Origin of the sequence: Duganella sp. LjRoot269, from assembly GCF_964254095.1 — a bacterium.
In the GTDB taxonomy this organism is placed as follows: Bacteria; Pseudomonadota; Gammaproteobacteria; order Burkholderiales; family Burkholderiaceae_D; genus Rugamonas; species Rugamonas hordei.
Map to the genome: position 1 here is coordinate 3,063,614 of NZ_CAXUSL020000001.1, position 13,011 is coordinate 3,076,624.

The 13,011-nt window shown below is 62.5% G+C and carries 14 protein-coding genes; 8 read left to right on the forward strand and 6 right to left on the reverse strand.

The genetic code is table 11. The annotated features are described in order from the left end of the window. The first annotated feature begins 11 nt into the window (after nt 1-11). The 3 genes from ACSQ3S_RS13795 (at nt 12) to ACSQ3S_RS13805 (ending at nt 2,599) form a co-directional block, all read left to right on the forward strand. Nucleotides 12-488: a hypothetical protein gene (locus ACSQ3S_RS13795; RefSeq protein WP_176650146.1), complete on the forward strand. Its 477-nt coding sequence runs from the start codon at nt 12-14 to the stop codon at nt 486-488. A gap of 21 nt (nt 489-509) precedes the next feature. Continuing rightward, a complete protein-coding gene (locus tag ACSQ3S_RS13800) occupies nt 510-1,568 on the forward strand; it encodes an acetate kinase (RefSeq protein ID WP_436142709.1) in 1,059 nt (352 codons plus the stop codon). A gap of 71 nt (nt 1,569-1,639) precedes the next feature. Continuing rightward, nucleotides 1,640-2,599: an MBL fold metallo-hydrolase gene (locus ACSQ3S_RS13805; RefSeq protein WP_353404820.1), complete on the forward strand. Its 960-nt coding sequence runs from the start codon at nt 1,640-1,642 to the stop codon at nt 2,597-2,599. Nucleotides 2,600-2,631: 32 nt separating this feature from the next. Here ACSQ3S_RS13805 and ACSQ3S_RS13810 read toward each other — a convergent pair whose 3' ends face one another. Continuing rightward, complete coding sequence (locus tag ACSQ3S_RS13810) at nt 2,632-3,687, reverse strand: alkene reductase (protein ID WP_176650149.1); 1,056 nt, start codon at nt 3,685-3,687, stop codon at nt 2,632-2,634. A 10-nt stretch (nt 3,688-3,697) separates the two neighbouring features. Then, nucleotides 3,698-3,994 (reverse strand): ArsR/SmtB family transcription factor, encoded by a 297-nt coding sequence (locus tag ACSQ3S_RS13815; protein WP_353404823.1) that lies wholly within the window; start codon nt 3,992-3,994, stop codon nt 3,698-3,700. 128 nt (nt 3,995-4,122) lie between these two features. Between ACSQ3S_RS13815 and ACSQ3S_RS13820 the strand changes: the two genes are divergently transcribed. Beyond that, complete coding sequence (locus ACSQ3S_RS13820) at nt 4,123-5,178, forward strand: hypothetical protein (protein ID WP_436142710.1); 1,056 nt, start codon at nt 4,123-4,125, stop codon at nt 5,176-5,178. Here ACSQ3S_RS13820 and ACSQ3S_RS13825 read toward each other — a convergent pair. Continuing rightward, on the reverse strand, nt 5,175-5,534 hold the full coding sequence (locus tag ACSQ3S_RS13825) for a DUF1304 domain-containing protein (protein WP_413447905.1): 360 nt from the start codon (nt 5,532-5,534) through the stop codon (nt 5,175-5,177). The genes ACSQ3S_RS13820 and ACSQ3S_RS13825 overlap by 4 nt on opposite strands. Before the next feature lie 88 nt (nt 5,535-5,622). On the opposite strand from ACSQ3S_RS13825, the gene sugE reads away from it, so the two are divergent. Then, nucleotides 5,623-5,940 carry a quaternary ammonium compound efflux SMR transporter SugE gene (gene sugE / locus ACSQ3S_RS13830; protein ID WP_436142711.1) on the forward strand — a complete coding sequence of 106 codons (318 nt, stop codon included), beginning with the start codon at nt 5,623-5,625 and terminating at the stop codon, nt 5,938-5,940. Here the strand turns inward: sugE and ACSQ3S_RS13835 are convergent. Beyond that, a complete protein-coding gene (locus tag ACSQ3S_RS13835) occupies nt 5,937-6,896 on the reverse strand; it encodes a succinylglutamate desuccinylase (protein WP_436142712.1) in 960 nt (319 codons plus the stop codon). The genes sugE and ACSQ3S_RS13835 overlap by 4 nt on opposite strands. Nucleotides 6,897-7,029: 133 nt before the next feature. Between ACSQ3S_RS13835 and ACSQ3S_RS13840 the strand changes: the two genes are divergently transcribed. Continuing rightward, nucleotides 7,030-8,190, forward strand: coding sequence for a hypothetical protein (locus ACSQ3S_RS13840; protein WP_436142713.1), 1,161 nt, complete (start codon nt 7,030-7,032; stop codon nt 8,188-8,190). Between the two features lie 86 nt (nt 8,191-8,276). Here the strand turns inward: ACSQ3S_RS13840 and ACSQ3S_RS13845 are convergent, their stop codons facing one another. Then, the gene (locus ACSQ3S_RS13845; protein WP_436142714.1) at nt 8,277-8,639 is read right to left on the reverse strand and encodes a hypothetical protein; all 363 of its coding nucleotides are present in this window, start codon (nt 8,637-8,639) and stop codon (nt 8,277-8,279) included. After that, entirely contained in the window at nt 8,636-11,914 is a 3,279-nt protein-coding gene (locus tag ACSQ3S_RS13850) for a winged helix-turn-helix domain-containing protein (protein ID WP_436142715.1), read from the reverse strand. The genes ACSQ3S_RS13845 and ACSQ3S_RS13850 overlap by 4 nt, the downstream gene beginning before the upstream one ends. A gap of 165 nt (nt 11,915-12,079) precedes the next feature. Here ACSQ3S_RS13850 and ACSQ3S_RS13855 point away from each other — a divergent pair, with 165 nt between their 5' ends. Together ACSQ3S_RS13855 and ACSQ3S_RS13860 are read left to right on the forward strand one after the other, a co-directional pair. Further along, nucleotides 12,080-12,718: a DUF1906 domain-containing protein gene (locus ACSQ3S_RS13855; protein WP_176650157.1), complete on the forward strand. Its 639-nt coding sequence runs from the start codon at nt 12,080-12,082 to the stop codon at nt 12,716-12,718. Next, nucleotides 12,718-13,008 carry a hypothetical protein gene (locus ACSQ3S_RS13860; protein WP_176650158.1) on the forward strand — a complete coding sequence of 97 codons (291 nt, stop codon included), beginning with the start codon at nt 12,718-12,720 and terminating at the stop codon, nt 13,006-13,008. Before ACSQ3S_RS13855 ends, ACSQ3S_RS13860 begins: the two co-directional genes overlap by 1 nt. The last annotated feature ends 3 nt before the right edge of the window (nt 13,009-13,011 follow it).

Consider the following 13,011-nt stretch of genomic DNA (forward strand, 5'->3'; position numbering starts at 1 on the left):
ACGGAGGCGCCATGCGCATCGCTTTAATGATACTGCTGCTGGGTTTTGGCGCCGTGCATGCGGACCCGACCGACGGCTGGACCGCGGTCGATGATGCCCAGCTGGAACAAGCGCGCGGCGGCTACGACCTCGGCAATGGGCTGCTGGTCTCGCTAGGTGTCGAACGTTTGGTTTCGATCAATGGAACTGTTGTAGCAAACAGTAGTTTTGCGATCGCCGATGTGACAAAGTTGAGCGCTGCGGAAGCACAGATGGCCAGCGATGCGCTGGCCGCCGTGGTGGTGCAAAACGGCGCCGGCAATGCGATCGATCCGGTGCCCGCCATGCAGGGATTGGGCGCGCTGTTGATACAGAACAGCGTCAACGACCAGGCCATCCGCAGCCAGACCACGATCAGCACCACCGTCACTAACCTGGCGATGCTCAAGGCCGTCAATTTTGAAAGCATGTTGCGCGATTCCTTGAGTGGTGCGGTGGGCCCGAAATGAAACCTGCTGCGGAGGGTGGTAATGCGAAGTGCTCGATGGAGGATGAACGCGATGGCCGGCGCGATGGCCGGTCTTGCCTGCGTGATGGCGCAGGCCCAACAACAACAGGGAAGTGACACGCAGCCGCCGGCGGTGGCGCCGCTGTTCGAGCAGCCGGGCGTGCTGACGCCGCGCGGCAAGTTCGTCTTCGAGCCGTCGGCGCAGTTCGGCTATTCGTCGAGCAACCGCGTGGTGCTGGTCGGCTACACCATCATTCCAGCCCTGCTGATCGGGCTGGTCGATGTGCGCGAGGTCAAGCGCAACACGCTGACCGGCACGGCCAGCGTGCGCTACGGCCTGAGCAACCGCGCCGAGCTGGAGCTGAAGGTGCCGTATGTGTACCGCAGCGATTCGACCGTCAGCCGTGAAATCTTTACCGGCACCGGCGTCGACAATGTGTTTGAAACCAGCGGCAAGGGCGTCGGCGACGCCGAGCTGGCGCTGCGCTACCAGCTCAACCAGGGGGCGGCCGACAAGCCGTATTATGTGGCGGGCCTGCGCGTCAAGTCGCGCACCGGCACCGATCCGTTCAGCGTCGTCACCGATTGCAGCAAGCGCTGCGTCGGGCCGAACGCCACCGGCACCGGCCTGCCGCTGGAATTGCCGACCGGCTCGGGCTTCTATGCGATCCAGCCGAGCCTGACCTGGCTGTATTCCAGCGACCCGGCCATCCTGTTCGGCAGCGTCAGCTATCTGCACAACTTCAAGCGCAGCAACGTCAACCGCAAGGTGCTGAACGGCGAGTGGGAGCCGCTGGGCACGGTCGAGCCGGGCGACGTGGTCGGCTTCAACTTCGGCGTCGGCCTGGCGCTGAACGACAAGGCGCTGATGAGCTTTGGCTACGACCACAGCTCGGTCGCGCGCACGCGCCAGAACGGCTTGCCCGTGCCCGGCTCGGTGCGCACGCAACTGGGCACCTTGCTGGTGGGGTTCTCCTACCGCATCAACGACAAGCGCACGCTCAACGTCGCCGTGGGGGCGGGGCTGACGCGCGACACGCCCGACGTGCAGCTGTCGGTGCGCCTGCCGATGACTTTCTAGCGAGCGCCGGCCAAAAAGTTAATTTTGCGGTATCGTAGCGATTCTCATAATTCACAACAATAAGGGAAGCTATGATCACGACCAAATTGACCCGCTCGGCCGCGCTCTTCGCGGCCGTGGCCGCTGCGTGCTCGCTGGCGCAGGCCGCCGCGCCGATGGCCAAGTTCCAGGCGCCGGGATTTTACCGCACCACGCTGGGCGATTTCGAAGTCACCGTGCTGAACGACGGTACCCTGGATTTGCCGGTCAACAAGCTGCTGAAGCAGCCGCCGGCAAAGACCGACGCGGCGCTGGCCAAGGCGTTCGAGAAAAGCCCGATACAGACCTCGGTCAACGGCTTCCTGATCAATACCGGCAGCAAGCTGGTGCTGATCGACACCGGCGCGGCCAGCCTGTTCGGCCCGACGCTGGGGCAGTTGCTGGGCAATCTGAAGGCGTCCGGCTACAAGCCGGAGCAGGTCGACGAGATCTACATCAGTCACATGCACGGCGACCACGTCGGCGGCCTGGCGGCCAACGAGCAGCGGGTGTTTCCGAACGCCATCGTGCGCGCAGGCAAGCTGGACGCGGACTACTATCTGAACCAGGCTAACCTGGACAAGGCGCCGGCCGAGGCCAAGGATAATTTCCAGGGGCCGATGGTGTCCATCAATCCCTATGTCAAGGCGGGCAAGTTCCAGCCCATCGTCGCCAACAGCGAGCTGGTGCCCGGCATCAAGTCGTATTTCAACGGCGGCCATACGCCAGGGCACATCACCTATGTGATCGAGAGCAAGGGGCAGAAGCTGGTGCTGCTGGGGGATCTGCTGCACGTGCAGGCGGTGCAGTTTGACGATCCGGGCGTCGGCATCGAGTTCGACACCGACAGCAAGGTGGCGATTGCCGAGCGCAAGAAAGCGTTCGCCGCGGCGGCCACGGGCGGCTACCTGATCGGCGCGCCGCACTTGTCGTTCCCGGCGCTGGGCCATGTGCGCGCCAACGGCAAGGGCGGTTACGTGTTCGTGCCGGTCAATTACACGCAGCCGCGTTAATGAAAAAAGGGAGCCGAGGCTCCCTTTTTTCATTACGCCAGGGCAGGGTAGTCCGTATAACCCTCTTCCGCCGGCGCGTAGAACGTTGCGGCGTTCCATGGGTTCAGCGGCGCGCCGGTCTGCAGGCGGCGCGGCAGGTCGGGATTGGAAATGAAATCCTTGCCGAAGGCGATGGCGTCGGCGGTGCCGGCTTCCAGCACCTGCTGCGCGGTCTGCTTGTCCATCTTTTCATTGGCGATGTAGACGCCGCCGAATTCCTTCTTCAGCAACGGGCCCAGGCTGTCTTCGCCGACGGCTTCGCGGGCGCAGATGAAAGCGATCTTGCGCTTGCCCAGTTCGCGCGCCACATAGCCGAAGGTTTCCGCCGGATTGGAGTCGCCCATGTCGTGCGAGTCGCGGCGCGGCGCCAGGTGCATGCCGACGCGGTTGGCGCCCCATACTTCGATGCAGGCATCGGTGACTTCCAGCATCAGGCGGGCGCGGTTTTCAATCGGGCCGCCGTAGTTGTCGCTGCGCTGGTTGGTTTTGTCCTGCAGGAACTGGTCCAGCAGATAGCCGTTGGCGCCGTGGATTTCCACGCCGTCGAAGCCGGCTTTCTTGGCGTTTTCCGCGCCTTGCTTGTAGGCGGCCACAATGCCGGCCAGCTCTTCGGTATCGAGCGCGCGCGGCACCGGGTAAGGGCGTTCCGGACGCAGCAGGCTGACATGGCCCTTGGCCGCGATCGCGCTGGCCGATACCGGCGCTTCGCCGTTCAGGAAGCTTGGATCGGAGATGCGGCCCACATGCCACAGCTGGGCGAAGATCACGCCGCCGGCCTTGTGCACGGCCGCCGTCACTTGCTTCCAGCCTTCGACCTGCTCATCGGACCACAGGCCCGGGGTGTCGGCGTAGCCCACGCCCTGCGGCGTGACGGCGGTTGCTTCGCTCAGGATCAGGCCGGCGCTGGCGCGCTGCTCGTAGTACCTGGCCATCAAGGCGTTCGGCACACGGGCGCCGCCGACGGCGCGGGCGCGGGTCAGGGGGGCCATGACGATGCGGTTTTTCAGCGTGATGTCGCCGATGGTGATCGGGTCGAAGAGATTTGCCATGATAAGTTTCCTATAGTGACATTTGATCGATGAAAGCCTGGATAAGGGCTTCATCGCGTTTGAAGTAATTCCACTGGCCGACGCGGTGCGAGGTGATCAGGCCGGCCTTGAGCAGGGTGGCCAGATGCGCCGACACGGTCGACTGCGACAGTTCGCAGCGGCGGTCGATCAGACCGGCGCACACGCCCAGGCTCAGCGGATGCTGCTGGTCGGCGAAATACACCTCGGGTTCCTTCAGCCACGCCAGGATCTGGCGCCGCATCGGGTTGGCGAGGGCTTTGTGTATAGCGTCTATGTCCATCTGCATGTAACGATATATAGATCGTGTTTTTCCGATTTCAATATCGTTATCTTACGATATAAAAGAAAAACGTGCTGGCGGCCGAAAAATCCTTTATGTTACGGGAACATTGTTTGAATCCTAACGAGGCTCATATGACCAGTCATTATCTGGATGTGGCGATCGGGCTGTCCTACACCTTCCTGGCGGTGAGCCTGCTGTGCAGCGCCACGCGCGAGGCGATCGCCTCGCTGTTCCAGACCCGCGCCAAGGTGCTGCTGGACGGTGTGCTGACGCTGCTGCACGAGCAGGGCGGCAAGCCGCGCCTGCGCGGCATCGTGCCGTCGATCAAGCGTTTCCTGCGGCGCGACGACGGCTTCGGGCTGGCCCGGCTGGGCGCGCATTCGCTGTCGGCCGCCGTCATGACGCATCCCCTGATCACCGGCATGGCACAACAGGGACGCATGCCGTCGTATATTCCCTCGTCGATTTTCGCGCGCGCCTTTGTCTCCACGTTGACGACCAGATACGGCAAGGCGCAAACGGCCGCCATCCTGCTGGCCAATGTCGGCAACGAAGGATTGAGCCGTACCTTGCTGGCGATTATGGGCGAGGGGCCGGACGACCTGGCGGCGCTGGAGAACGCCGTGCGTATCTGGTATGAGACGGTTATGGAGCGCATCACCGGCTGGTACAAGCGGCGCTCGCAGTTCGTGCTGTTTTGCGTCGGGCTGTTTTATGCGTGCGCGATGAATATCGACGCGCTGGACCTAAGCCAGCGGCTATGGCGCGACGACGGCGCGTCAGCCAGGCTGGCGCAGCAGGGCGCGGACAGCGTCGCGGGCGGCCGCATGACGCCGCCGCCCGCGGCGCCCGCCGGCGCGCCGCCCGCGGCCCCGCTGGTCAAGGCCATGGAAGTCAAAAAAGATGTGCAGGCGGTACAGGCGTTGCCGATAGGCTGGCCGTCGCCGCGGTTTGAAGGCGCCCGCGGCAAGAGCGTGGGCGCCTTCCTGGCGGCGCTGGCGTTCGCGTTGATGGGCTGGATCGTCACCGCGTTCGCCTCGTCGCTGGGCGCGCCGTTCTGGTTCGACGGCATCGGCTGGCTGCTGGCCCTGCGCGGCACCGGCGCCAAGCCGCCGGCCGAAACCGCCCCGGTGGTGATCGAAGCGATTAAACTGCCGCCGCTGTCCGGCGGCAAACCGTCGGTTTAGGCGGCGAAGTGCAGGGCCAGGCCGATCAGGGCCGGCAGCGTCTGGATCAGCAGGATCGAGCGCTTGACGGTCAGCCCGCCCCACACGCCGGCCACGGCCACGCAGCTCAGGCCGAACACCGTGAACGCGGAAGCGATCGCCGGAACCGGATGTACGAATCCCACCACCAGCGCGGCGACCAGGAAGCCGTTGTAGCAGCCCTGGTTGGACATGGCCGGCTGCACAATATCGGCCTTTTCCTGGCTCAAGCCGAACACGCGACGGCCGCGCGTCTGGAACAGCACGGTTTCCAGTAAAACGATGTAGACGTGTATCAGTGCCACCAGGCCGGTGACAATCTGTGCCAGTAACTGCATGGGCGCTCCTCTTCTTGTAGTTGAAGGAACATTATCACCCATTTGTTGCTGATGATATAGTTTCGGCCCTGGAATGGAGACACTAATAATGACCTGGATTATCCTCATCCTGGCTGGCCTGCTGGAAGTGGCATGGGCGGTCGGACTCAAATACACCGACGGCTTCAGCAAGCTGGTGCCGACGGTGCTGACCTTGTCGGCGATGGCCGGCAGCGTCGGCCTGCTGGGCCTGGCGCTGCGCGCGCTGCCGCTGGGAACGGCCTACGCGATATGGACCGGCATCGGCACCGTTGGCACAGTGATCTACGGCATCGCGGTGCTGAACGAACCGGCCAGCGTGCTGCGGCTGGCCTGCATCGCGATGATCATCGGCGGCATCATCGGCCTGAAGGTATCGACCGTTTAAAAAGCCGGGTTGGCGCGCGTCAGGTAATACCACTCGCTGTTGGCGCCGGCCTCGCTGTCGGGGAACAGGATGCGGCCGTCGAACTCGGCCAGCACCGGCGTGCCGTCCGCGCGGGTGCCGATCAGCTCGCCCTGTTTGACCGGGTCAAAGCTGGACCACGGGCGGCTGAAGGCATCGTCCGCGTGCTGCTTGTCGTAGACGGCGGCCATGCTCAGCGCTTCCATGGCGTCGTCGGCGATTGGCTGCGGTTGCGGCGCGTCGATCAGGCCGAGGAAGGCCAGCGTGTTCATGATGGCGCGGTAGCCCACTTCCGGCGCCTGCGGATCTGCGTGCTGGCCGCATTCCAGCGTCAGCGCGTAACCGCCGGTGCTGCGCATGTATTCGGTGGTGCCCATGCCGTAGCGCAGCACGGTTTCAAGCTGGCTGTCGCCGCGCAGGCGGCGCTGCACGCCGGCGCCGTAGGTGCGCAGCCAGCCGTCGACAAACCTCCTGACGCCGAGCCGGCGCGCCATCGCGCGCTCCTGCTGCTCGTGCCTGAACGGTTCCAGCGGACCGTCGTTGTTGCGCGGGCCGACCATGACGAAGGGCTCGCTGGCGGCGTTGAACGAATGCAGGTCCAGCAGCACGTCGTGCTGCGCCAATAGCGGACACAGCCAGTTGGCGATGCGGTCTTCGAAATCCTGCGGGTTCGCATTCGGGAACAGGTTGCGGTTGAGGTTGCGTTCGCCGGAGCGCTCGCCTTTGGCGTAGGCCAGCGGATTGGTGACCGGCACGAAGGTCACGCTGCCGTTGCGTATCAGCAGCTGACCGCTGTCGAGCTCCTGCATCACGCGGCCGATGGCCTTGGTGCCGCAGGTTTCGTTGCCGTGCACGGCGCCGGTGACGATCAGGCGCATGCCGGGCTGCTGGCCGCCGTATTGGATGGATTTGAATTGCAGCTTGCTGGCGTCGATCATGCGGATTCCGGTCTGTGGCAAAGCCGCAGTTTATACCGATTTACGCCGGCGAGTTGTATTGAGGATTTGACATGCCTGCTGCCAGCGGACATGATTCTGATTGCTCTTAATTCTAGGACGGAAGGAATTTTTCATGCACCTTGGCGTCGTTGTTCAGCAAGCTTCCCTGATTCGTCCCACAACTCCCACCGCGTTTGTCAACATGATGACGAATTTTCCGTTCACGGGCGCCGCGCGCCCCAAGGACTGGATCGCTTTCATCAAGGTGGCGGAGGCCTGTTGCACCGGAGGACATGCGGCGCAGAAGGTCAATGCGCTGGCGCGCATACTTGGCGTGGTGGAGCTTGGCACTGTGTCCGCGCACTTCACACAGCTCAGCATTCCGATGATCGCGTGGCAGCTGGTCGCGCGGGTACTCGAGCCGCGCCTTCTGGAGCAGGCCGGATATGGCCTCTGCGGTCCGGCGACGTTCGCCGTGCATCTGGCCAAGACGCGCCCGGTCGAGTATGTAGAGTTTGCTTATAACCTGTTGAAGTCTGGTACCGGCAAGATAGGTACCATCGAGGTCAAGCCCAACAAGAAAATCCTGGAGCATAACCCGGTGCAAATACCGGATGCGGATTGGCTGGTGCTGGCCAGCGTGCGCAATTCCGACCAGAGCCTCGATTCCAACCACGCCCAGTATGGCGGGACGACCTTCCATGAGATGGTCAATTGGCTGAAGCAGGCAAACTACGGCACGGTGGTGGGGGCCAATGCGATCAAGCTCACGACGAGGCTGGACCGGATAGGCGCATCGTTGCTGGGCGCGGTGGGGTATGGCGTCGTCCAGGCGCACCCAAGCATGCCGGCCTGTCTTGCCAAGATCAAGGATCTGCATGAACCGATGGTCAACCTCGGCGTCGCCGGCGCCATGCTGGCCAACCATTGGAAGGTGTTCCTGATGATCACAGAAAAACTGGCGTCATCGCTGGGGGCGGCCGATCCGATTGATTCAGTCGTCAATGCGACGCGGCAAGCATATATCAACATGGGGCAGGTGGCGCCGGACAGCGTCACGGCGGCGGCGCGCGCGCAGGCGATCAAGAACCTTGCCGGCACGGGCACCAATCACTGGGTCATGGCGAAGGAGATCAACATTTCGCATGAAGGCAAGGTCAGTGTCGTGCGCTATTCTTATGGCACCAAGGCGGCAACCGCGCCGATCGATCTCGATGTTTTCATGAGCATCTACGGCGGGTTTGTGGCGATTAATGAAATGGGGCCGGTGGAGGCTTCGGCTGCCTGGCATTGACTTCCAAGGCGCATGCTGACGCCAGCGCGATCCTGCAGACATTCGCGCTGGTGCATGCGTGGCCAAGGCGGGAGTTTGGTCGCCGCTTATTCCGGTTCGTTTTGAACTTCCGGGTCGTGCATGAATTCCACGCCCGCTTCATCCTTGAAGTTGAGCGTGATATTCAGTGTCATTGGGGAGGTATTTGCATCACTGAAGGTCAATTGCTTTCCGCTGACGCTTACAGTGGCGGCACTTAATTGGCCGTTATCGACGGGCAGCACCTTCATACCGGTAAAAACGATGTTATTGCTGCCGCTGTCAAAGATCTGATAGTTGATAACCGTGTCGGGTTCTGTAATGCATGGAATCGCAGGCGCGGTTTCGACTTTATAGGTGCCTGCCGTGCTGCCGGGTTTGACCTTGACCAGGATGTTGATAAACGGTGTGCATGGAATAAGAGTGCTCATGTACTTGCTTTCTTCGATGGGTGGGTGGAAATGTAGCGCAGGTAAGCAGGGTCGCGGTAGGACATCGCTTCCAACTGCTTCAACTGCGGTGCTGCGTGCTCAGTCATCTTCAGACAGGCATGTGCTTTGACCCAGGGAGCCAGGATGTGGAAATCTGCACTTCCTTTTATTACTGGCCGCAGTACGGTCAATACTTTTTCGCAATTGTCAGAAGCGCCGCTTGCGTCCTGCTGCTCGAGAATTTCGGCGTTCAACAATAGTGCGTCGACCAGGCCATTGCGGATAATCAGATCCGATGGCGTTGCTGCATGCAGCTGCTGCAGCTTCTCGACAGCAGGCCCGAGGTTGGTACTGGCATCGGCAAGCTGTCGTTCTCGCAGATAGATCGCAGCTTTACGTTGCTGCACGTTAGCCAGCATGACTTGCAGGTTGAGCTTTTTGGGTTCCAATCGAATTAATTCGGTGAAGCTTTGTTGCAGTTTGTTTAGACGCGCGAGCATCTGTTTCCATGGTTGTTGTCCGCCTTCAGTCTCGATGACGCGTAGTTCTGCAATGTACAGATTGCGTTGCCACGTACGATTACTTGGATCTTTCTCGACGATCGTCTGCAGTAGCGTGTGTGCTTGCTGGATAGCTTCATGGCTGCCGCTGAGATCTCCCTGCGCTTGCTTGAGTTCGGACAAGTGCGACCACGCCGATGACAAGCCGTTGACCCACAAAATTTCTGCAGGATAATCGTGGTGCAGTGACTGCAGCAGAGCCATTTCTCTCGCTCCCAGCTTTTCAGCCTGCTCCAGTTTCCCCAACTGTATCTGGGCGCGGGCTTGCCAAGACAAGCTGTTTGCCAAGTCGGCCGCTAGTTTTGCGCTGCCGGGCGTTAGCGTATAGGCTCGCTGTTTCAAGTCAACCGACAAGGAAAATTCAGTGGCGGCGCGCTGCACGTCGCCGCTGCGCAGCGCTACAGTACCGAGGTTATTATGTGCGTAGGATTGTTCGATCCACGCATCGGAAGAGGTTGGTGCTGCGGCCGCCTGACGGTCGGCGTAGCCGCGGTATTCTTCAAAATATTGTCGCGACTTATCCCAGGACTTCTGGTCGAGCTGGATTTGGCCCAGCCAGAATGCGTTTTCGCCTGCGCTCTTGAGCAGTGCCAGATCGGCCGGCTTGGCTTGCAGCTGTTGTTGCAAGATGGCGTGGCCAGCCAATAGTGCCGTGGTGGCGCCGGCCGGATCGCCGCGCGCGATCTTGACTTCGGACAGCACCTGCAGCGATTTGGCCCGCTGGGCCAATGCGGTATCGCTGTCATCAGGCCTTGCAGGGTCCGACAGATATTTGAGCGCGCGGTTGCTGACGCTGTCGAGCAGGTCCAGCTTGCCCAGCGGGCGCAGCTTGTCGACGAATTCTCCCAGCATGTAGCCCATCAGGCCCTCGGCCTCGGTACGGTGCTGCTCGGCCGCCTGCTGCGCCGAACGCGCCATCAGGAACAGGCCGCCGGCCAGCAGCGCCAGGCCGGCCATCACCACGGTGATCGTCAGCCGTAGCCGTTCGCCGCGCCGCACGCCCAGCAGCGAGGCATGGACAAACGCCTGCTCCTGCGGCGTGAAGCTGAAGCCGGCTGTCTTCAGCAACTGGCGCGCCTGATTGGTCTGGGTGCCGGACGGCAGCAGCATGTCGCGCGCGCGGCCGCTGTCCTGCCAGCGCTTGGCCTGCGCGCTGATGCGGCTGCGCACCTGCAAGGTCTGCCGGTGTTCTTCGATCCACGCCACCACGCGCGGCCAGCGCCGCAGCAGCGCCTCGTGGGCGATGCCGAAGGCGGGCGCGCCGCCCTGCAGGTCGCTGACGAACAGGTGGGCGTCGACCAGCGCCTGCACCAGCCTGGTCTCGGCATCGCTGCGCAGCGCCGACCATGGCACGCGGCGCGAGGTGACGGTGGCCTCGTCCTCGGCTACCAGCACCAGCTGCGACAGCACATGGGGCAGGGCGGCGATCTGCGCCGGCCCCAGGGCCGAGATCACCTGTTCGGCGCGGGCGCCGATCGCGCCTTCGAGCCCGCCCAGCTGGTGGAAGCTGGCGTGGCTCAACTCGCCGTCGGCAGAGCGCAGGCGGTACAGCTCCTGCAGGCAGTATTGCAGCAGCGGCAGCGTGTCCGGGCCGGACCGCGCGGCACTGATCAGCAGCTCGTCCAGGCTTTCGCCCCGCTCGTCGGTCGTGTAGCGCAGCTGCGCCACTTGCGCCGGGTGGCGGATGATCTGGGCGATGTCGGCGCTGCCGGGCGGCGCCAGGTCGAAGTGGCCGCCGCGCAGTTTCAGATTCATCAGCGCCGGGTAGGCGGACAGGTGAGGGTAGAAATCGTTGCGACAGGCCAGCACCAGCAGGACGCAGCCGGAACGGGCCAGCTGGTCGAGCACATTGATGAACACGGCGCGTTCCTGCTCGCCCACGTGCGGCAGCCTGAACACGGCTTCGAAGCGGTCGATGAAGACCATCAGCTGGATCGCCGGCATTTGCTTTTGCAATTGCTCGATCACGCCCGGCAGGTCTTGCGCCAGCCGCTGGGCCAGGGCCACCGCGCTGGTGTTGTCAAACAGTTGCCGGCCATCGAACTCGGCATCCAGCAGCACGCTGGCCAGGGTGTCGAGCAGGCCGGCCTGGCCCATGTCGGCGCAATCGAGCTGCAGGTGGGCGCTGATCGCCAGGCCGGCCTCGGCCGGGGCGGCGCCCGCCTTCAGCGCCGGGATCAGGCCTGCCTGCACCAGCGAGGTCTTGCCGGCGCCGGACGGGCCGAGCACCAGCACCATCGCACAGGCGGCCTGGGCCTGGGCGACCACCACCTGCACCAGCTGGTCGACGTTGAGCTTGCGGCCAAAGAAGATGGACGCGTGTTGTTCTTCGAAGGCTTCCAGCCCGCGGAACGGCGAGGCGTGCAGCCAGCTGCCATTGCTGACGTCGTCGTCGTAGCTGAGTTCGGCCAGCAGGCGGTAGCCGCGCTTGCGGATGGTTTCGATGTAGCGCGGTTCCACCGCCGAATCGTCCAGCGCGCGACGCAGCTGGGTGATGATTTTGTGGATGGCGTTGTCGCTCGGCGCGACGTTGCCCCAGCAGGCGTCCAGCAACGTTTCGGCGGAAATGACCACGTGGGGGTGGTGGCATAAATACAATAAAACATCCATGGCCCGCGGCTCCAACTGCCGGTTGAGTTCACCGCAGCTGAGTGTATTGGTGGCGGGATCGACCCGCCACTGCCCGAAACGGAAGCTTTTGTGGTTCACACGCACCTTCTTCTACTAAGAAATAGTACTTAGAAATCAATGACTTGGTCTTCGGAAGGTTTTCGGAAGGCCATTTCTATACTAAATGACTACAGTTGTTTCATAACTACACTTTTTGCAAATATTAACATTTTCGCGTGGAAACGCCACCCCCAACTTTGAGGAGTCGACATGGTTGTCCTGACTGGACTGAAAGCGCCGTTTGAACTGACGCAGCATGCAATTGCAATTAAGCAACAAGGAATAGACTTCGCCATCCGTTACTACAGCCACCATGCCGGCAAGAGCTTGTCGCTGGCCGAGGCGCGCTCACTGACCGACGCCAGCATCCAGATCGGCGCGTTGTGGCAGGCCGGCGGCGACCATCTGAGCTACTTCAGCCGGGCGCAGGGATGCGCCGACGGTGCCGCCGCCTACCTGATGGCGCACTCGGTCATCACCCAACCGTCCGGTTCGGCGATCTACTTCGCGGTGGATTTCAACCCGGGCGACGAAGATATCGACGGCGCGGTGACCAGTTACTTCGAGGGCATCAATCAGGCGTTCCAGGCAGCCGGGCCGGGCGAGGCTAGCTATAAGATCGGCGTCTACGGCTCGGGCGCCTGCTGCCGGGCGATGACGGAGCGCGGGCTGGCGGCGCTGAGCTGGCTGGCGCCGTCTGCCGAGTTCTACGGCTCGCGCGACTACGCCAACTACAACCTCAAGCAGCTGGCGGCCACCACCTTGCCGGTCGACGACGGCAAGCGCATCAGTGTCGACCTGGCGCGCACCAACGACGGCTACCCGGCGGGCCTGTTCAGGGTGCTCTGATGATGACGATAGATTTCACCGAAAAGACGTCGATGAAGACGGTCAAGCCTTGCAAGACCATTTTCCTGAACAATACGGGACAGGATGTGGTGCTGAAATTCGTCACCGCGCCGGACATGCTGCTGGCCGCCTACACCATCAGCACCGGCATCAGCGCGGCGATCGACAGCATCCGGCTGGGCACCGTCGATTACTACTCCAGCCACGGACACAACGTGGCGATCGCGGCGGAGAGCACGGCCGTGCTCAGCTTTGCCAACCGCGTTGTTACCATGTTGATATCGCCATGATTT

Bases quoted from the DNA above. Each gene is read 5' to 3' on its own strand.
- ACSQ3S_RS13855 (WP_176650157.1), top strand. From the start codon at position 12,080: ATGGTTGTCCTGACTGGACTGAAAGCGCCGTTTGAACTGACGCAGCAT.
- ACSQ3S_RS13805 (WP_353404820.1), top strand. From the start codon at position 1,640: ATGATCACGACCAAATTGACCCGCTCGGCCGCGCTCTTCGCGGCCGTG.
- ACSQ3S_RS13835 (WP_436142712.1), bottom strand. From the start codon at position 6,896: ATGATCGACGCCAGCAAGCTGCAATTCAAATCCATCCAATACGGCGGC.
- ACSQ3S_RS13800 (WP_436142709.1), top strand. From the start codon at position 510: ATGCGAAGTGCTCGATGGAGGATGAACGCGATGGCCGGCGCGATGGCC.
- ACSQ3S_RS13815 (WP_353404823.1), bottom strand. From the start codon at position 3,994: ATGCAGATGGACATAGACGCTATACACAAAGCCCTCGCCAACCCGATG.
- ACSQ3S_RS13825 (WP_413447905.1), bottom strand. From the start codon at position 5,534: ATGCAGTTACTGGCACAGATTGTCACCGGCCTGGTGGCACTGATACAC.
- ACSQ3S_RS13820 (WP_436142710.1), top strand. From the start codon at position 4,123: ATGACCAGTCATTATCTGGATGTGGCGATCGGGCTGTCCTACACCTTC.
- ACSQ3S_RS13795 (WP_176650146.1), top strand. From the start codon at position 12: ATGCGCATCGCTTTAATGATACTGCTGCTGGGTTTTGGCGCCGTGCAT.
- ACSQ3S_RS13810 (WP_176650149.1), bottom strand. From the start codon at position 3,687: ATGGCAAATCTCTTCGACCCGATCACCATCGGCGACATCACGCTGAAA.
- ACSQ3S_RS13860 (WP_176650158.1), top strand. From the start codon at position 12,718: ATGATGACGATAGATTTCACCGAAAAGACGTCGATGAAGACGGTCAAG.
- ACSQ3S_RS13845 (WP_436142714.1), bottom strand. From the start codon at position 8,639: ATGAGCACTCTTATTCCATGCACACCGTTTATCAACATCCTGGTCAAG.
- ACSQ3S_RS13840 (WP_436142713.1), top strand. From the start codon at position 7,030: ATGCACCTTGGCGTCGTTGTTCAGCAAGCTTCCCTGATTCGTCCCACA.
- sugE (WP_436142711.1), top strand. From the start codon at position 5,623: ATGACCTGGATTATCCTCATCCTGGCTGGCCTGCTGGAAGTGGCATGG.